Below are 18,845 nucleotides of genomic sequence, written 5' to 3' on the forward strand. Positions count from 1 at the left end.
TACAAGTTGGGTGATCTTCAAGGTCAATCCAGACCTATGCCGCCCAGCCCGCCCCACTGACCGCCGCCTGCGCCAATGGATGCATGTCCGCCCCCTGATGCTCCGTCTGCCAGGCCAGCAATTCCTTGCGCATGCCCGGCGTCCAGTACATCTGCAGGTGATTACGCACACCGAGCACGGCCGCTTGCTGGTCCGGTTCGGTGGCGAAGTACTGGGCGATCTGGTTGGCCATCTTGATCAGGTTTTCAGTGCTCATCGGCGCACCTCCGCTTTAGCGCCACGGGCATGCCGGCGTTCCTTGAGCAAACGATCCTGTTCGTCACTGAAGGCCTGATAGCGTTTTTGCCACTCGGAAGGGTGGTAGACGCGGCTGACCTCCACGGCAGTGACCTTGTACTCCGGACAGTTGGTGGCCCAGTCGGAGTTGTCGGTGGTGATCACGTTGGCCCCCGATTCCGGGAAGTGGAACGTGGTGTACACCACGCCCGGCGCGACCCGTTCGGTGACCCGCGCACGCAGTACGGTCTGCCCGGCGCGGCTGCCGATGCCGACCCAGTCACCCTCATTGATGCCACGGCTCTCGGCGTCGGTCGGGTGAATTTCCAGACGGTCTTCGTCATGCCAGGCAACGTTTTCGGTACGCCGTGTCTGAGCGCCGACGTTGTATTGGCTGAGGATGCGCCCGGTGGTCAGCAGCAACGGATAACGGTTATTGACCTTTTCCTCGGTAGGCACGTAACCGGTGAGCATGAAACGCCCCTTGCCGCGCACGAATTCCTCGATGTGCATGGTTGGCGTGCCGTCCGGTGCTGCGGCGTTGCACGGCCATTGCAGGCTGCCGTGGCGATCCAGTTCGGCGTAGCTGACGTTGGTGAACGTCGGCGTCAGGCTGGCGATTTCGTCCATGATGTCTGACGGATGTTTGTAGTTCATCGGGTAGCCCAACGCATTGGCCAGGGCCACGGTGCCTTCCCAGTCAGCCTTGCCACCCAGTGGCTCCATGACCTTGCGCACCCGGGAGATGCGTCGCTCGGCGTTGGTGAAGGTGCCGTCTTTTTCCAGGAACGAGCTGCCCGGCAGGAATACGTGGGCGAACCTGGCGGTTTCGTTGAGGAAAATGTCCTGCACCACGATGCATTCCATGGCCGACAGGGCAGCGGTGACGTGTTGGGTATTCGGGTCGCTCTGGGCAATGTCCTCGCCCTGGCAATACAGGCCCTTGAAACTGCCGCTGAGGGCGGCCTCGAACATGTTCGGAATGCGCAGGCCCGGGTCGGGTTGCAGGGTGACGTTCCACGCCTGCTCGAACTGCGTCCGTACCACTTCGTTGGAGATGTGCCGGTAGCCGGGCAACTCGTGGGGGAAGGAGCCCATGTCGCACGAGCCCTGAACGTTGTTCTGTCCCCGCAGCGGGTTCACGCCGACGCCTTCGCGACCGATGTTGCCGGTGGCCATGGCCAGGTTGGCGATGCCCATGACCGCGGTGCTGCCTTGACTGTGTTCGGTGACGCCGAGGCCGTAGTAGATCGCCGCATTACCACCGGTGGCGTACAGGCGAGCGGCGGCACGGATGTCGGCAGCGTCTACGCCGCAGACGGCGGCCAGCACTTCCGGTGAGTTCTCCGCACGGCTGACGAACTCGCTCCAGCGGGCAAAATCGCTACCCTCGCAACGGGCGTCGATAAAGGCTTGATCGAGCAGGCCTTCGGTGACGATGACGTGGGCCAAGGCGTTGAGCATCGCGACGTTGGTGCCCGGACGCAGGGCCAGGTGCAGTTCGGCGCGGGCATGCACCGAGTCCACCAGATCAATGCGGCGTGGGTCGATCACGATCAATCGCGCGCCTTCACGCAGGCGACGTTTGAGCTGGGAAGCGAACACCGGGTGGGCGTCGCTGGGGTTGGCACCCATTACCAGAATCACGTCGGCCTGCATCACCGAGTCGAAGCTCTGAGTGCCGGCGGACTCGCCCAAAGTTTGTTTCAGGCCATAACCGGTCGGCGAGTGGCAGACCCGCGCACAGGTGTCGACGTTGTTGTTGCCGAAGGCGGCGCGCACCAGTTTTTGCACCAGGTAGGTTTCTTCGTTGGTGCAGCGGCTGGAGGTGATGCCACCAATGGAGTCGCGGCCGTATTTTTGCTGCAACCGGCGGAATTCGCTGGCGGCGTAGGTCACCGCTTCATCCCAGCTGACTTCCTGCCACGGGTCGTTGATGTGTTTGCGGATCATCGGTGTGGTGATGCGATCCGGGTGGGTGGCGTAACCCCAGGCAAAGCGCCCTTTGACGCACGAGTGGCCGTGGTTGGCCTGGCCGTTCTTGTCGGGAACCATGCGCACCAGTTGGTCGCCTTTCATCTCGGCGCGGAACGAGCAGCCCACGCCGCAATAGGCGCAGGTGGTGATCACGCTGTGCTCGGGCTGACCCAGTTCGACCACGCTTTTTTCCATCAGCGTCGCGGTAGGGCAGGCCTGCACGCAGGCGCCGCAGGACACGCATTCCGAATCGAGGAAGTTCTCGCCACCGGCGGCCGCGACCCGGGATTCGAAACCGCGCCCGGTAATGGTCAGGGCAAAGGTACCTTGGGTTTCTTCGCAGGCACGCACGCAGCGGTTACAGACGATGCACTTGCTCGGGTCGAAGTCGAAGTAGGGGTTGGAAGTGTCTTTCACATCGGCCAGATGGTTGTCGCCTTCATAGCCGTAACGCACTTCTCGCAGGCCAACCTGGCCGGCGACGGTTTGCAGCTCGCAATTGCCGTTGGCCGAGCAGGTCAGGCAATCCAGCGGGTGATCGGAGATGTACAGCTCCATGACGTTGCGGCGCAGGGTCGCGAGCTTCGGCGTCTGGGTGTGCACGGTCATGCCTTCGGTGACCGGCGTGGTGCAAGACGCGGGATAGCCGCGCATGCCGTCGATCTCCACCAGGCACATGCGGCAGGAGCCGAAGGCTTCCAGGCTGTCGGTGGCACACAGTTTCGGAATGGTCGTGCCCATCAACGCGGCGGCGCGCATCACCGAAGTGCCTTCGGGCACGCTGATGCTGCGCCCGTCGATGCTCAGGGTTATCTGCACGTCGCTGTCGCGGGCCGGGGTGCCCAGATCAATGTCGGTTTTCGGGTCGAAGAGGGTAATCATTGGTCGGCCTCCGAAGATTGCAGACCGAAGTCGGCGGGGAAGTACTTGAGGGCGCTGACCACCGGAAAGGGGGCCATGCCGCCCAAGGCGCACAGCGAACCGTATTGCATCGTGTCGCACAGGTCCTTGAGGATGATGACCTGCTCATCGCGACCACTTTGGTCCGGCGCGGCCAGCAGACGGTCGATCACCTCCACGCCCCGGGTCGAGCCGATACGGCACGGCGTGCATTTGCCGCAGGATTCCTCAGCGCAGAACTGCAAGGCGAAACGCGCCATTTGCGCCATGTCCAGGCTGTCGTCCGCGACCACCACGCCGCCGTGACCGAGCATCGCGCCGATCCCGGCGAACGCTTCGTAATCCAGCGGCGTGTCGAATTGCGACGGCGGCACCCAAGCGCCGAGCGGACCGCCGACCTGCGCGGCTTTCAGCGGTCGGCCACTGGCGGTGCCACCGCCGTAGTCTTCCACCAGTTCGCGCAGGGTCAGGCCAAAGGCCCGTTCTACCAGGCCACCGTGAAGAATATTGCCCGCCAACTGGAAGGGCATCGTGCCCAGGGAACGGCCCATGCCGTAATCGCGATAGAACTGCGCACCCTTGGCCAGAATCAGCGGCACCGAGGCCAGGGTCAGCACGTTGTGCACCAGCGTCGGCAGGCCGAACAGGCCCTTCAGCGCGGGAATCGGCGGCTTGGCGCGGACGACCCCGCGCTTGCCTTCGAGCGAGTCCAGCAGCGCGGTTTCTTCACCGCAAATGTAAGCGCCGGCCCCGACACGCACTTCCATATCGAAGGCCAAACCACTGCCGCCGACATTGGCGCCGAGGTAACCGTTGGTCCGGGCAATCTCCAGCGCTTCATTCAGCGTGGCGACGGCCTGTGGGTATTCCGAGCGCACATAGATGTAGCCGTAACTGGCGCCGACGGTGATGCCGGCAATGGCCATGCCTTCGATCAGCAGGAAGGGGTCGCCTTCCATCAACATGCGGTCGGCGAACGTGCCGGAGTCGCCTTCGTCGGCGTTACACACAATGTATTTTTGCGCCGCCTCGGTAGCGCGCACCGTGCGCCATTTGATCCCGGCGGGGAAGGCGGCGCCGCCACGCCCACGCAAGCCCGAATCGAACACCGCGGTCGCGGTCTCATCGCCGCCAATAGTGACAGCTCTGGTTAAACCCTCGAAACCGCCGTGGGCCCGATAATCGTCCAGCGACAGCGGACGAGTGATGCCGGCGCGGGCGAACAGCAGGCGTTGTTGAGACTTGAGATACGGCAATTCTTCCACCAGGCCCAAGGCCAGTGGGTGCGAGGACGGGTCGCCTTGCAGCGCATCGAGCACCGACGGCACATCGCTAGCGGTCAGCGGGCCGAAGCCGATACGGCCTTGCGGGGTGTCCACTTCGAGCAATGGTTCCAGCCAGTACAGGCCGCGAGAGCTGGTGCGTTGCAGGTCCTGACTGGCAAGTGCAGACGCCACCGCATCGGCACCCACGGCACGGGCCAGGGAATCACAGGATAAATAGAGGCTCATACGTCCTCCCGGCAAGCGTCGAGCAACGCATCGAGACGCTCGGCACTGAGCCGCGCATGCACCTGACCATCCAGCTCCAGCGCCGGCGAACAGGCGCAGGCACCGAGGCAATACACCGGACGCAAACTGATGCTGCCATCGGCGCTGCTGCCGTGATCATCCAGTTGCAGACGATCACGCAACTGCGCGGCCAACTGCTCGGCGCCGCGACTCTTGCACGACTCCGCCCGGCACAACCGCAGGATATGCCGGGCCGGCGGCGCGGTGCGGAAATCATGGTAAAAGCTGATCACGCCGCGAATCTCGGCCTGACTCTGATTGAGGGCGTGGGCTATCTCGGGGATGGCGGCATCGGGGATGTAACCGATACCGGCCTGAATCTCATGGAGGATGGGCAACAGTGCACCCGCAGAGCCCTTGTGGCGCTCCAGCACGCTGTTGACCATAGGCAATTGCAACATCTCATCAGGCATACAGCATTCCTCACGGTCACGGACAAACCAGGCGGTTGTCGGTCGTCCGAAAGTGTCGGCTGCGGCATTCACACCACGTCACGGTATCGTGGCATTGTCAGGCCGTTGGCCAGGGCACCCTGAGCGGGCATCTTGTTGTGCCCGGCGCGGTCTTTGCCGCACCGTTTATAGGGCATTGAGGGAGCTTGCCACGCTGGTATTGATTCGACTGCACCAAAGCGACGTGTTTGGTTCTTTCCACGACCACCCGTTAAGTCTAGAAGAGCACTGACCACGGCGCGCATTGTCTGAAATGTTTTGTGGTACAAGCGCGGCACACTCGCCCGCTACCGTAAACGTACGATGCCGTCCGACGAGATCGCAAAGGAGCACACATGAACCGACTCATCCTGCCTGCGCTGGTCATCCTGATCGCGGCGCAATCCCCGGCCTACGCCATCAACGACACCTATCGCAAACAACTGGAGCAATCCGGCTGCACTCAGGTCAGCGAAACCCAAGGCTGCGATATCCACAAGAGCAAGGCAGAAAACGCCAAGGCAGGCTTCACCAACCCCGCCGCGGACAGCCCAAGCGCCCCAACCCCCTACGTCGGGCAATGGGTGGCCAAGAGCGATGCCGGCGCCACTGTCGCCACCATCCGCATCGATGCCAAGGAACAAGTGTGGGTCAACGGCAAACAGGTCAAAGCCAAGCGTACCGACGGCACGCTGCAGTTTCGCCAGGGCAACATCCTCTTCACCCTCCAGGGCGATCGAAGCCTGCAGAATCAGGACTACTGGATGGACAGCGATGCCGGGACCAAAGGACCGATACAGATTGAATAACAGGAGCGACACATGATTGATTTCAACAACAAGGGCTTCTTCAAACTCAAGCAAAACGAAGAATACGCCCAACGCGTTACCGACCTTTTGCTCGACGGCGAACACGTCATCGACGCCTACAAATCCATGCGTGACGGCGTGGTGTTCACCAACAAACGCATCATCGCCGTCAACGTGCAGGGCCTCACCGGCAGCAAAAAAGACTTCACCTCACTGCCCTACAAAAACATCGTGGCGTACTCGGTGGAAACGTCCGGCACCTTCGACCTGGATTCAGAGCTGGAGATCTACTTTTCGTCGTTGGGAAAAGTGAAGTTCGAATTCACCGGCAGGACATCCATGGTAGAAATCTCAAAACTGATCTCCCAACACGTCCTCTGACCCCAACACGAAAAAGCCCCGAAAACTCGGGGCTAACAACGGCCTCCAGCTAACCGCAATCCCTGTGGGAGCGGGCTTGCCCGCGAAAGCGCCAGACCAGCCAACATTCATGCTGAATCTACCGCCATCATCACAAGCAGCCCACTCACCTCATTTTTGAACCACTACCCTTCAGACGTAGCCGCCGCCCGCTCAGCCGCCGCCGCAGAACCCCGCCCCCGCCCAAGCACCTTCACCGCATCATCAACCACCGCCTTACTCATCGCCGTCAAATAATGCGCAGCCCAGGCGTGGCGGTCTGTGTCTGTTGCGTACGCGGCATCTTCATTCAGCTTCTTGGCGAGAAACAGAAAGTCAGAAGCCATGGATAAGGCATCGCCGAGGGGAACGCCGCGAGTGACGTGGAAGAGTGGTTGATCGGCGCAGTAAATGGCAGGGGTTAGGCCGATGGTTTTCAGCTCGGATTGATCGGTCATTGGCCACCTCCGATGAGGGAGAGGCGGTGGGAGAGGGTGGACAGTGGGGCGTTACGCAACTGAGCGTCGCGTTGAGGGAAAAGCCAAAATTTGTACGGATTGATGCTGCGCATTATCAGACTCCTTGATATGTGGAGCTGCCAGATTCGTTACCACACGAATGGGTGACAGCTGTGCGCAGGGTGGTAAACCGGGTATCAAGGAAACCGGCACGCCCGAAGGCGTCCCACGCACAGCCGCCATGACTCACGCCGCAGGCATAAAAAAAGCGCCTGATGACGTGTCTGGGGCGCTGTTGCGCCTTGAATAACTCGGGTTACCACACCCGGTCGCTGAATTGGCAGCGACGGTGGGAGGGTAACCTCCATGGTCTTTCCCTGCAACTCTCACAAAGTCGCTACAAGGCTATCCGGTGAAAAGTGGCGCTCTAAAGATCGGAGAAGTATTTTTCATCGCTACGTCGGAATGGATGAAATTCCACTCTTTTAACGTCCGGTATCATTTGGGTTGGGCGATGGGGTGATAGTCCACGTTTTCATCATCTGTAGGATGAATGCTGTTTTGCCTTCCCAAGTGACCGTAGTCAAATCCTCAAGAGGGACTGAGTGGTGAATCGGGTAAGAAATTGCTCGATGAATTTGTGGGAACCGTGCGGTGAAAGAGTTTACGTGGGCAGAATGGGAATGTAGTTGAAAAAAAACTGGTAACTAGTAATGTGTTGATTTATTTCTAATGCTAAAAAAATTTACCTAGGGTGGGATGATAATGTCTTTGGAGCAGGTTAAAAGAACTAGTATCTGGAGAAACGCTTTTGAGGGGGAGCGTTCACTGCACTCTGATGAAGTTTCTCGTTTGAAAGCGGAGTTTTTAAGATTTCGTGAAAAGGTTGCAATGTTAGTTTCTAAAATAGGTGAAGTTTTACCGGGATTAACTGTGCATGATGTTAGTCATCTTGATGCGCTTTGGACAACTGCTGATATAATTGCGGGAGAGGATTACCCTTTAAATCCACTTGAAACATTTATTCTTGGCGGTGCAATACTTTTGCATGACTCCGCAATGTGCTGGGAAGCATATGAGGGTGGCCAAGACGGTGTTCGCTCAACGGTTGTTTGGAAAGATGCGTATGCGTTTGAGCTCGGTCGAAAGCTACCTATACTCGAAGCCGAGGCTGCGGCGGATTTTTCTGCGATAAGACAAATGCATGCAAGTCGTGCCGCTCAGATGATTGGGCTAAGTTGGAAAGTCCCAGGTCGAACCGATGAGATTTATCTGATTTCAGACGAGTCTATAAGAATGCACCTTGGTGAGCTGATAGGGCTAATTGCAGCTAGCCATCATTGGGATATTGGAAGTGTATCGGAGAGGTTGAGCATTCAGTTTAACTCGCCGGATTTTCTTCCTTATTCTTGGACGGTCGACCCAATAAAAATTGCTTGTTTGCTACGAGTCGCCGATGCTGCACATATCAGTAGTGCACGAGCTCCTGATTTTCTTCTGGCATTAAATCGTCGCGCTGGGATTTCGCTTAACCATTGGCTGGCTCAAAACAAAATATCCGGACCTCAACGTGATTTGTCTGATTCAACAGGACGAAGTGTTGTATATACATCCACAATGCCCTATTTGGAGGGTGAGGCGGATGCATGGTGGGTCGCTTATGATACTGTTTTGATGATTGATTCTGAAATTAAAGCGTGTAATGAGCTTCTTGAGGGTAGAGCTCCTTTTGTCTCACGATCATTTAAAGTTCGAACGGTTGCTGGTGCTGGGCGTATTGATGAATTTCAGAGCTATATTCGTGTTTTTGGGTGGACGCCATATAATACGCAGTTGCATGTTAGTGATATTGAAAGGTTGGTCGGGAGTTTGGGCGGTGAGAAACTGTACGGAGACGATAGGAAGTTGGAAGTGGTTCTGCGAGAGCTAATCCAAAATTCTCGTGATGCTATTGTTGCTAGGAGATACCTCGATGAAGGGTATCAAGGGCGAATCATCGTAAAATTTTTAAGAAATCAATCTGGGATATCAGAAATTTCGATATCGGATGATGGCGTTGGTATGTCAAAGTCTGTCCTTACAGGTTCATTTCTTGATTTTGGATCCAGTTTTTGGAGTTCACAGTTTTTACAGGCTGAATTGCCAGGGCTCCGTTCTTCAAAATTTCAATCTATAGGGCAGTTTGGTATTGGGTTTTATTCGATATTTATGGCTGCAAGTGCCGTTGAGGTTAGTACTCGCCGCTGGAGAGAAAATAGAAACTATTCTTGTGCTCTTTGTTTTTCAAAGGGTTTGACGTTGCGACCGCTGTTTAAAGAGGACAGAAGCTCTAAACTGCCCACTAATACCTCAACAGAAATTCGATTTGCACTTGTTTCTGATGTGCTTGGGGCTGACGCCTGCCTTCCCCTGACTAGTAATGGTCGCAACGCGGTTAAGGGGCGTGTGCCATTAAAAGAGTTTGTTTCAGCACTTGTTGTGGGTTTAGATGTCGATGTTTTTTTTGGCGTTGAAGCCGGTGAGCTTGAATTGATTCATAAAGACGTCAGTCGGGGGACATTAGATTGTCAGTCTATTTTGAGAGAAATAGGCTGTGGTAAAAAATATCCGCTCGGAGTCGAGGCTCTAGAAACGGAAATAAATGAAGCGGCACCGCGTATGCGAGTTATTCAGGAGGATGGAAGGATTCTGGGATACGCAGCACTTGCTTGTAAGCTTGACTCTGATAGCAAAATGCTTGGGGTTAAAACTATTGGTGGGATGGTGGTCAGTAATTCCACTCGATCCGAAGGCAGTATTATAGGTTATGTCGAGTGTAGCCCTAAAACTGCGAGTCGCGACATTAACGGTTTTCTAGCATCTGAGAAAACTATGAAGGAATGGGCTGAAGCACAGCTTGAATTCTTCGAGAGTAATTCAACCAATGATCTGACTCGATTAGTTGTTGCGAGTCGTGCATCTGCATTTAAGGCCGATGTCATAGGGGTCGCAAGGCTGTATGTGGTTTTCACCGGTGGCGCAGCTTTTTCATCATTTGAACAGATAGCTCAAATAGCAATAAGTATTCCAGTAGGTTTTTTGTTGAGTCCTTTTCTTGATGGGCATATAGAGACTCATCACGATGTTAATGAAGTTGAAGGCGTTGCTCATGTTAAACCACTGATCAACGAGGGGTGGTTGAGCTTTGAGTTGGATGATGATGGTCTGCCAAAGCCAGATACAATTGCTGCATATATTCATAGGTCGATCTTGATGTTGGGATTTAAACCCCATTGGACGATTGGCGAACCAGTGCACAAAGTGCATTTCGGAATGTCCAGATTTGCGAGTGTAAGGGCTGTTCCTATAATAACTGAGTAAAGGTAAAGGAATATTGTTCTTTTGGCATTAAAAATGCCTAATCATAATATATAAAGCATGGCGCGGGAGTCGTGCGGTTTTGGCGGTAGTGTGGGGATTGAACAATAGTGTTCTGGTGGTTAACTGCCAGGGCGGCGCATGCTGCATCTCCACCGCTTGACGCAAATGGGCGTCTGGCACGATTCGGTCGTAGCCGATGATCGGAAAATGGGTTCGATGGGTGCAATCAGGCAGTTTGAAATAAAGGGACGCCCTGCAGTAAAAGCTACAGGGCGATCTGGCTTTTAGACTTGACTTGAGACTGGCTAATGGGGACTTTGCTCCAAATAGTGGAGCGGTCAACTTTTGGGATGAGTGGTAAACACCGGAAAAACTGGCGTCGTTAAATCGCCTTGGATAATTGACGTAAACAGACCACTCAGTAAACTGTTTACACTTGTCACTTGTCACTTGTCACTTGTCACTTGTCACTTGTCACTTGTCACTTGTCACTTGTCACTTGTCACTTGTCACTTGTCACTTGTTAGTTGTTCGAGGTCCAGAATATAGATTCTGATATGGCTTTGCGTATCTTGTCTATTGAGGTTTTACTTTTCCAGTCTACTAAAACAAGTCTTTGGCTCTGAATATCGAATGGAATGTCTTCTAATCCTCCTGCGACCATCACAACTGTCTTTCCAAAGGCGTGCGCCAATCCTAATTCGTAGAAAACGTTTGGGTTTCGACCGTCAATAATAGCTATCACGAGACTTGCCGATAGCATTTTTTTTACAATTACCGAAAGTATCGGGCCGGAAATGTACTCTTCGTCAGCAGTCTCGCATTCAACACCTATGCTTGCGCACGCAGATTTAATTTGTCCTATCTGCGAGCTAAACCTTGGATTTATAGGTGCAAGTAAAAAAGCTTTTTTCGATGAGATTTTTATGTCGTCTCGGTCGATTGAGAGCGATTCTAGGTACGAGTTTTGATCTGGTTTTCTTACTATGTTTCTTTGTGCTGCCTCAAAAAGCATATGGTTAACATCTTTCCAGCGGGCTCTGTTTGAGACTAGTTTGTCATTTGATGAGTAAATCGAATTCTCCAGAGATTGCCTAAACATCTCCAGCTCTACTTTTTGCATTTCTAAGCTATGTTCATTTTTTCTTATATATGATCTTATGAATAGATATAATATTGGGATTGTTGTGCAGATTGATGCGATTAGAATTGAAAGTAAGACGTTATTTATGTCCATGTTAGGCGCCTTGTCCAATGTTTATAAAAACGGTGATGACTAGAATTGGTATTGCTGTTAAGTAGCTTGCTATACACAACCAAAGAGCATGCCAGGATTTTTTTGAAAGCTGATTTTCTGCTTTTCTCCAAATTAAAACTACTAATACTGATATTATTACGCATCCTAACAAGCCTAACAGTCCTGCAAGGCCGTTTTCAGCATTGTTTTTGTTGGAAATTATGTATGCGATAAGGAGGCTGGATGATAGAAACATTATGTCGGTTGGTAGCTCAATAAGGCTTTGAAGTGCTTTGGGTAGATCTACTTCGCGCTCGATAGACATTTTTACCATGAACGATAAAAATAGTAGTGTTACTGGGAGAATGGTGGAAATGAATGAAAGAATTTTTGGTGTCATTTGTTTGGATTAACTCCTTGTATTACGAATTTCCAAAATGGCTGTTTTTAACCGAACTCAAAGGTCCGGCCTAGATTGTCTGATATCTTATTTCCGGGGAAGAGGAAATGGAACAAATTTGTCATTCGTGAAAGCATGCCGTTCCGAGTCAGTGCGTACATTTGGCATGCCTACTCTTGACAGCCGCTTCACTGGGCATCTTTCAAATAGCTTTTGAGCGCGAGGAGCGGGGCCTCGAGCTGTTCCATCGTCTGCGCAGAGTCGAAATCAGCCGCTAACCTATGCAGTTCACGGCCCAAGACCTTATCAACGCCGCCTGAAGCATTAAGTGCCAAACCTGCACAGCGCATGACTCTGAATTGAATCCCCTCAATATCCCCCCGTCGCACCAACAACCCAAAAACCTCCCGCTCATAATCACTCATGATTGGATCATCCCGAAGAATCGGACTCGAATCTTCAGTCTCATAAGCTAGCTTGAGGCAGAACAGGGCGACGGTTTCCAGCAGCAGTTCCATGGGATGAATCCTTGATAAGGGTCGTACCGGCCAAGAATACGATGATCAAAAGCTCGCAGCCTTCGGCAGCTGCTACACGACAGCGGTAAGCAAGCTCACTTTTCTGTGGGCGAAAAAAAAGGCCTTGCTAAGCAAGACCTTTCTTAATTTTGGTGCCCCGAGGGAGACTCGAACTCCCACTCCTTTCGAAAACGGATTTTGAATCCGCCGCGTCTACCAATTCCGCCATCAGGGCTCAATGGCGGCGAAGTATAGAGATGAGATTACCGTCGGTCAATCAGGTACATAGAGAATTTTCACTATTTCGGCTAGACTTCCGGCCCCTGCTAGACGAACCCCATCATGCGCGTTGCTGACTTTACTTTCGAACTCCCAGATTCGCTGATCGCCCGCCACCCTTTGGCCGAGCGTCGCAACAGTCGCCTGTTGACCCTTGATGGGGTCAGCGGCGCCCTGGCACACCGTCAATTCACCGATTTGCTCGAGCATTTGCGCCCGGGCGATTTGATGGTGTTCAACAATACCCGGGTAATTCCGGCGCGGCTGTTTGGCCAGAAGGCTTCCGGCGGCAAGCTGGAAATCCTGGTCGAGCGCGTGCTCGACAGTCATCGCGTGCTGGCCCATGTGCGTTCCAGCAAGTCGCCGAAGCCGGGGTCGAAGATCCTGATCGATGGCGGTGGCGAGGCTGAAATGCTGGCGCGTCACGATGCGTTGTTCGAACTGGGGTTCGCCGAAGAGGTGTTGCCGCTGCTGGACCGCGTCGGGCACATGCCGTTGCCGCCTTATATAGACCGCCCGGATGAAGGCTCGGACCGCGAGCGTTATCAGACGGTCTACGCCGAGCGCCTGGGCGCGGTGGCGGCGCCGACGGCGGGGCTGCATTTCGATCAGCCGCTGATGGAGGCGATTGCCGCCAAGGGCGTCGAGACCGCGTTCGTGACCTTGCACGTCGGCGCCGGTACGTTCCAGCCGGTGCGCGTCGAGAAGATCGAAGACCACCACATGCACAGCGAATGGCTGGAAGTCGGCCAGGACGTGGTCGATGCCGTCGCTGCATGCCGCGCTCGCGGTGGTCGCGTGGTGGCGGTGGGGACCACCAGCGTGCGTTCGCTGGAAAGTGCTGCGCGCGATGGCGTGCTCAAGCCGTTCAGTGGCGACACCGATATCTTTATCTACCCGGGCCGCCCGTTTCATGTGGTCGATGCCCTGGTCACCAACTTCCATTTGCCTGAATCCACGCTGTTGATGCTGGTTTCGGCATTCGCCGGTTATCCCGAAGCCATGGCTGCTTATAAAGCGGCCGTCGAGCATGGATACCGCTTTTTCAGCTACGGTGATGCGATGTTTATCACCCGTAACCCCGCACCACGTGGCCCAGAGGAAACAGAATGAGTCGCCAAAGTCGTATGTCGTTTGAGTTACTTGCTACTGACGGCAAGGCTCGTCGCGGTCGTTTGACCTTTCCACGCGGCACCGTAGAAACCCCGGCGTTCATGCCGGTGGGCACCTACGGCACCGTCAAGGGCATGTTGCCGCGGGATATCGTCGCCACCGGCGCGGAAATCATTCTGGGCAACACCTTCCACTTGTGGCTGCGTCCTGGCACCGAAGTGATCAAGAAGCACGGCGACCTGCACGATTTCATGCAGTGGAAAGGCCCGATTCTGACTGATTCCGGCGGTTTCCAGGTGTTCAGTCTGGGCGCCATGCGCAAGATCAAGGAGGAGGGCGTGACCTTCGCCTCCCCGGTGGATGGCGCCAAAGTGTTCATGGGTCCGGAAGAATCGATGCAGGTCCAGCGTGATCTGGGTTCGGACATCGTGATGATTTTCGACGAATGCACCCCGTACCCGGCTGACGAAGACGTCGCTCGCGTGTCGATGGAGCTGTCGTTGCGTTGGGCCAAGCGCTCGAAAGAAGCCCATGGCGACAACACGGCGGCGCTGTTCGGCATCGTTCAGGGCGGCATGCACCAGGACCTGCGCATGCGCTCCCTGGAAGGCCTCGATCAGATCGGCTTTGATGGCCTGGCCATTGGCGGTCTGTCGGTGGGCGAGCCCAAGCACGAAATGATCAAGGTGCTGGATTACCTGCCGGGTCAGATGCCGGCTGACAAACCTCGTTACCTTATGGGCGTTGGCAAACCGGAAGATCTGGTTGAGGGTGTGCGCCGCGGTGTGGACATGTTCGATTGCGTGATGCCAACCCGTAATGCCCGCAATGGGCATCTGTTCATTGACACCGGCGTGCTGAAGATCCGTAACGCGTTCCATCGCCATGATGATTCGCCGCTCGATCCGACCTGTGATTGCTATACCTGCCAGAACTTCTCCCGTGCTTATCTGCATCATCTGGACAAGTGCGGCGAAATGCTGGGTAGCATGTTGAATACCATCCACAATTTGCGCCATTACCAGGTGCTTATGGCTGGTTTGCGCGAGTCTATTCAACAGGGTACATTGGCCGCCTTTGTCGATGCCTTCTACGCCAAACGCGGGTTACCTGTTCCGCCTTTGGACTGAGTTTTCTGACCCCAAGATTCAACATTTGCAACTGGAGTGCTAAATGAGCTTTTTTATCTCTAATGCCATGGCTGACGCTGCTGCACCTGCGGCAGGCCCAATGGGTGGCGGCTTTGAGTGGATTTTCCTGGTCGGTTTCCTGGTCATCTTCTACCTGATGATCTGGCGTCCACAGGCCAAGCGCGCCAAAGAACAGAAGAACCTGCTGAGCAGCCTGCAGAAAGGCGACGAAGTTGTGACCACCGGTGGTATCGCCGGCAAGATCACTAAAGTGGCAGACGATTTCGTTGTTCTGGAAGTTTCCGACACTGTCGAAATGAAGTTCCAGAAGGGCGCTATTGCCGCGACGCTGCCAAAAGGCACGCTGAAAGCGATCTAAGTTTCAACTTCATATTCAATCGACGGGGCGCGCAAGGCGCCCCGCGTCATAAACGGGCGGCGTGATGCTGAACAAATACCCTCTGTGGAAATACATTCTGATCCTGGCGGTGCTGGCGGTCGGTCTGATTTATTCCGCTCCCAATCTATATCCTGATGACCCGGCCATTCAGGTCAGCGGTGCAAGTACTGCGCTGTTGGTCAATCAGGCTGATCTGGATCGCGTGAGCACAGCGCTCAAGGAATCCGGGATCAACGTCAAGGCAGCCACGCTGGCGGCCAATGGCAAGGGCGGTCTGATTCGTCTGACCAAGGCTGAAGATCAGCTGCCGGCCAAAGACGTCGTGCGCAAGGCATTGGGTGATGACTACGTCGTTGCACTGAACCTGGCACAAACCACGCCGCAGTGGCTGCGCAGCCTCGGCGCGCACCCGATGAAGCTGGGTCTGGACTTGTCCGGTGGTGTGCACTTCCTGCTGGAAGTGGACATGGACAAAGCCCTCGACGCACGCTTGAAAGTGTACGAAGGCGATGTAAAGAGCCTGTTGCGTAAAGAGAAACTGCGCTATCGCAGCCTGCCGCAACTCAACGGTGCCATTCAGCTGGGCTTCAGTGATGAAGCAACCCGCGAACAGGCCCGTGCGCTGGTCCGCAAGAACTTCAACGATTTCGACATTGTTCCGGCCGACCTGAATGGTCAACCGGTGCTGCGTCTGGCGATGACCCCAGCCAAGCTGGCGGAAATCCGCGAATACTCCATCAAGCAGAACTTGACCACGGTACGTAACCGCGTCAACGAACTGGGTGTTGCCGAACCGATCGTTCAGCGTCAGGGCGCCAACCGCATTGTGGTTGAATTGCCGGGCGTTCAGGACACCGCAGAAGCCAAGCGTATCCTCGGCAAGACGGCCAACCTCGAGTTCCGTCTGGCGGCTGAGCCAGGTGCTTCGAAAGCCACTTCCGAAACCTTCGAGTTCCGTGAAGGCAAGCGTCCGCCGGCACAGATCGAGCGTGGCCTGATCATCACCGGTGACCAAGTGACTGACGCCAAGGCTGGCTTCGGCGAGCACGGCACGCCAGAAGTGAACATCCGTCTGGATGGCCACGGTGGCGAGCTGATGAGTCGTGCGACTCGCAGCAACGTCGGTCGCAGCATGGCGGTGATCTTCATCGAACAACGCCCTGTGACCACCTACACCAAGCAAATGGTCAACGGCGTCGAGAAAGACGTTGCGGTCCAGACGTTTAAAGAAGAGAAGAAGATCATCAGCCTGGCGACCATCCAGTCGCCGCTGGGTGCTCAGTTCCGCATCACTGGCCTGAACGGCCAGGGCGAGTCGTCCGAACTGGCGCTGCTGCTGCGTGCCGGTGGTCTGGCTGCACCAATGTACTTCGCTGAAGAGCGCACCATTGGTCCAAGCCTGGGTGCCGACAACATCGTCAAGGGTATCGATGCTTCGCTGTGGGGCATGCTGTTTGTCTCGCTGTTCATCATCGCCATCTACCGCTTCTTCGGCATCATTGCCACCGTCGCGCTGGCGGTGAACATGGTGCTGCTGCTGGCCTTGATGTCTTTGCTGGGTGCAACGCTGACCCTGCCGGGTATCGCCGGTATCGTATTGACCATGGGTATGGCGGTCGATGCCAACGTACTGATCTTCTCGCGGATACGTGAAGAGATCGCGGCGGGCATGACCGTACAACGGGCAATCAACGAAGGCTTCGGCCGGGCATTCACCGCGATTCTCGACGCCAACCTGACCACACTGTTGGTCGGCGGGATTCTCTTTGCGATGGGCACCGGCCCGGTCAAAGGCTTCGCAGTGACCATGTCCCTCGGGATCTTTACCTCGATGTTCACGGCCATCATGGTGACCCGCGCGATGGTCAACCTGATCTTCGGCGGTCGTGACTTCAAGAAGTTGTGGATTTAAGGGGCTGCCATGTTACGTACAATCAACTTCATGGGCGTTCGCAACTTTGCGTTCGGCGTCACATTGTTCCTTACGGCGCTGGCCATTTTCAGCGTCTTCCACAAGGGCATGAACTGGGGCCTGGACTTCACCGGCGGTACGCTCATTGAGCTGACCTACGAGCGTCCGGCTGACGTCACCAAGGTGCGTGAGCAACTGGTGACATCGGGCTATCACGAAGCCATCGTGCAGAGCTTCGGTGCAACTACCGATTTGCTGGTGCGTATGCCGGGTGAAGATCCACAGTTGGGTCATCAAGTGGCAGAAGCGCTGCTGAAAGTCGGCGGCGACAACCCGGCGACGGTCAAGCGCGTCGAGTTCGTCGGCCCGCAGGTGGGTGAAGAACTGCGCGACCAGGGCGGCCTCGGCATGCTGATGGCGCTGGGCGGCATCCTGATCTACCTGGCATTCCGCTTTCAGTGGAAGTTTGCGGTCGGTGCGATCGTTTCGTTGATCCACGACGTGATCGTGACCATCGGTATCCTGTCGTTCTTCCAGATCACTTTCGATCTGACGGTGCTGGCGGCGGTACTGGCGATCATTGGTTACTCGCTCAACGACACCATCGTGGTATTCGACCGGGTTCGTGAGAACTTCCGGGTACTGCGCAAGGCTAACCTGATCGAGAACATCAACATCTCGACCACGCAAACCCTGCTGCGGACCATGGCGACTTCGATCTCCACGTTGCTGGCGATTGCGGCCCTGCTGTTCTTCGGTGGTGACAACCTGTTCGGCTTCTCCATTGCCCTGTTCATCGGTGTTCTGGCGGGTACTTACTCGTCGATCTACATCGCGAACGTGGTGCTGATCTGGCTGAACCTGAACAGTGAGGATCTGATTCCTCCTGCGGCAACCGAGAAGGAAGTCGACGACCGTCCATAACGGCCATCGCTTTCCCGCGGACTGCCAAAAAAGGCGCGAGTTGAACTCGCGCCTTTTTTTATGCTCCAAGGCTGGGAGAAGCGCGGGTTTGTCCCGCATGTGATGGTCAGGAGGTTCATGTGAACAAGTCGTTGCTGGTTGGTGCGGTATTGGGTGCTGTCGGTGTGACTGCCGGGGGTGCTGTTGCCACCTACAGCCTGGTTAAAAGCGGCCCTGAGTATGCGCAAGTACTAGCCGTTGAACCGGTCAAGACACAGATCAAGACGCCACGTGAAGTCTGCAAGGATGTCGCAGTGACTCGGCAAGCGCCGGTCAAGGATCAACACCAGATTGCCGGTACGGTGGTCGGTGCATTAGCAGGTGGTTTGCTGGGTAACCAGATCGGCGGCGGCACCGGCAAGAAGATTGCTACGGTCGCAGGCGCTGTCGGCGGTGGTTATGCAGGCAACAAGGTTCAGGAAGGCATGCAAGAGCGTGACACCTACACCACGACTCAAACTCGCTGTAATACAGTGAATGACATCAGCGACAAGGTCGTTGGCTACGATGTTCGTTATTCGCTGGATGGCAAGGAAGGCAAGGTGCGGATGGATCGTGATCCGGGCAACCAGATCCCGGTCGACAAGGAAGGCAAGCTGGTCCTGTCGCAGAACGAAGAAAACCGCTAAATCTTCAGGCTTAAGCGTTTAAAAAGAAGCACCCTTCGGGGTGCTTTTTTTGTGCCTGGAATTCATGAATCACCGTAAAACCC

The 18,845-nt window shown here is 55.4% G+C and carries 17 protein-coding genes and 1 tRNA gene; 9 read left to right on the plus strand and 9 right to left on the minus strand.

The features are described 5' to 3' along the window. Positions 1-34: 34 nt before the first annotated feature. From AB4N43_RS22335 to AB4N43_RS22350, 4 genes are read right to left on the minus strand one after another with little or no spacing between them, the layout of a single operon-like run. Positions 35-256 carry a formate dehydrogenase subunit delta gene (locus tag AB4N43_RS22335; protein ID WP_027922730.1) on the minus strand — a complete coding sequence of 74 codons (222 nt, stop codon included), beginning with the start codon at positions 254-256 and terminating at the stop codon, positions 35-37. Next, a complete protein-coding gene (gene fdhF, locus AB4N43_RS22340; RefSeq protein ID WP_460151948.1) occupies positions 253-3,135 on the minus strand; it encodes a formate dehydrogenase subunit alpha in 2,883 nt (960 codons plus the stop codon). The genes AB4N43_RS22335 and fdhF overlap by 4 nt, the downstream gene beginning before the upstream one ends. Next, complete coding sequence (locus AB4N43_RS22345; protein WP_460151949.1) at positions 3,132-4,664, minus strand: formate dehydrogenase beta subunit; 1,533 nt, start codon at positions 4,662-4,664, stop codon at positions 3,132-3,134. Before AB4N43_RS22345 ends, fdhF begins: the two co-directional genes overlap by 4 nt. Then, positions 4,661-5,137: a formate dehydrogenase subunit gamma gene (locus tag AB4N43_RS22350; protein ID WP_027922733.1), complete on the minus strand. Its 477-nt coding sequence runs from the start codon at positions 5,135-5,137 to the stop codon at positions 4,661-4,663. The genes AB4N43_RS22345 and AB4N43_RS22350 overlap by 4 nt, the downstream gene beginning before the upstream one ends. Before the next feature lie 374 nt (positions 5,138-5,511). Here AB4N43_RS22350 and AB4N43_RS22355 point away from each other — a divergent pair, with 374 nt between their 5' ends. Beyond that, entirely contained in the window at positions 5,512-5,964 is a 453-nt protein-coding gene (locus tag AB4N43_RS22355) for a hypothetical protein (protein WP_027922734.1), read from the plus strand. A 12-nt stretch (positions 5,965-5,976) separates the two neighbouring features. Then, positions 5,977-6,345, plus strand: coding sequence for a PH domain-containing protein (locus AB4N43_RS22360; protein WP_027922735.1), 369 nt, complete (start codon positions 5,977-5,979; stop codon positions 6,343-6,345). Between the two features lie 164 nt (positions 6,346-6,509). On the opposite strand, the gene AB4N43_RS22365 is transcribed toward AB4N43_RS22360, so the two are convergent. Beyond that, the gene (locus tag AB4N43_RS22365) at positions 6,510-6,821 is read right to left on the minus strand and encodes a DUF3077 domain-containing protein (protein WP_460151950.1); all 312 of its coding nucleotides are present in this window, start codon (positions 6,819-6,821) and stop codon (positions 6,510-6,512) included. A 765-nt stretch (positions 6,822-7,586) separates the two neighbouring features. On the opposite strand from AB4N43_RS22365, the gene AB4N43_RS22370 reads away from it, so the two are divergent. After that, complete coding sequence (locus tag AB4N43_RS22370; RefSeq protein ID WP_460151951.1) at positions 7,587-10,181, plus strand: HD domain-containing protein; 2,595 nt, start codon at positions 7,587-7,589, stop codon at positions 10,179-10,181. Between the two features lie 523 nt (positions 10,182-10,704). On the opposite strand, the gene AB4N43_RS22375 is transcribed toward AB4N43_RS22370, so the two are convergent. From AB4N43_RS22375 to AB4N43_RS22390, 4 genes are all read right to left on the minus strand, one after another. Further along, the gene (locus tag AB4N43_RS22375; RefSeq protein WP_460151952.1) at positions 10,705-11,418 is read right to left on the minus strand and encodes a hypothetical protein; all 714 of its coding nucleotides are present in this window, start codon (positions 11,416-11,418) and stop codon (positions 10,705-10,707) included. A gap of 1 nt (position 11,419) precedes the next feature. Beyond that, positions 11,420-11,818 (minus strand): hypothetical protein, encoded by a 399-nt coding sequence (locus AB4N43_RS22380; RefSeq protein ID WP_460151953.1) that lies wholly within the window; start codon positions 11,816-11,818, stop codon positions 11,420-11,422. 188 nt (positions 11,819-12,006) lie between these two features. Further along, positions 12,007-12,336, minus strand: a complete 330-nt coding sequence (locus tag AB4N43_RS22385; protein ID WP_460151954.1) for a hypothetical protein — start codon at positions 12,334-12,336, stop codon at positions 12,007-12,009. 150 nt (positions 12,337-12,486) lie between these two features. After that, a tRNA-Leu gene (locus AB4N43_RS22390) sits at positions 12,487-12,571 on the minus strand. 107 nt (positions 12,572-12,678) lie between these two features. On the opposite strand from AB4N43_RS22390, the gene queA reads away from it, so the two are divergent. The 6 genes from queA (at position 12,679) to AB4N43_RS22420 (ending at position 18,762) form a co-directional block, all read left to right on the plus strand. Continuing rightward, complete coding sequence (queA, locus tag AB4N43_RS22395) at positions 12,679-13,728, plus strand: tRNA preQ1(34) S-adenosylmethionine ribosyltransferase-isomerase QueA (protein WP_027922739.1); 1,050 nt, start codon at positions 12,679-12,681, stop codon at positions 13,726-13,728. 14 nt (positions 13,729-13,742) lie between these two features. Continuing rightward, on the plus strand, positions 13,743-14,858 hold the full coding sequence (gene tgt / locus AB4N43_RS22400) for a tRNA guanosine(34) transglycosylase Tgt (protein ID WP_172825974.1): 1,116 nt from the start codon (positions 13,743-13,745) through the stop codon (positions 14,856-14,858). Positions 14,859-14,901: 43 nt separating this feature from the next. After that, the gene (gene yajC, locus AB4N43_RS22405; protein WP_007982729.1) at positions 14,902-15,237 is read left to right on the plus strand and encodes a preprotein translocase subunit YajC; all 336 of its coding nucleotides are present in this window, start codon (positions 14,902-14,904) and stop codon (positions 15,235-15,237) included. A gap of 64 nt (positions 15,238-15,301) precedes the next feature. Further along, positions 15,302-17,170 (plus strand): protein translocase subunit SecD, encoded by a 1,869-nt coding sequence (gene secD / locus AB4N43_RS22410; RefSeq protein ID WP_027922741.1) that lies wholly within the window; start codon positions 15,302-15,304, stop codon positions 17,168-17,170. 9 nt (positions 17,171-17,179) lie between these two features. Continuing rightward, entirely contained in the window at positions 17,180-18,094 is a 915-nt protein-coding gene (gene secF / locus AB4N43_RS22415; RefSeq protein ID WP_027922742.1) for a protein translocase subunit SecF, read from the plus strand. A gap of 119 nt (positions 18,095-18,213) precedes the next feature. Continuing rightward, the gene (locus AB4N43_RS22420; protein WP_027922743.1) at positions 18,214-18,762 is read left to right on the plus strand and encodes a glycine zipper 2TM domain-containing protein; all 549 of its coding nucleotides are present in this window, start codon (positions 18,214-18,216) and stop codon (positions 18,760-18,762) included. Positions 18,763-18,845 lie beyond the last annotated feature (83 nt).

Source organism: Pseudomonas sp. S2_B07, from assembly GCF_054668435.1.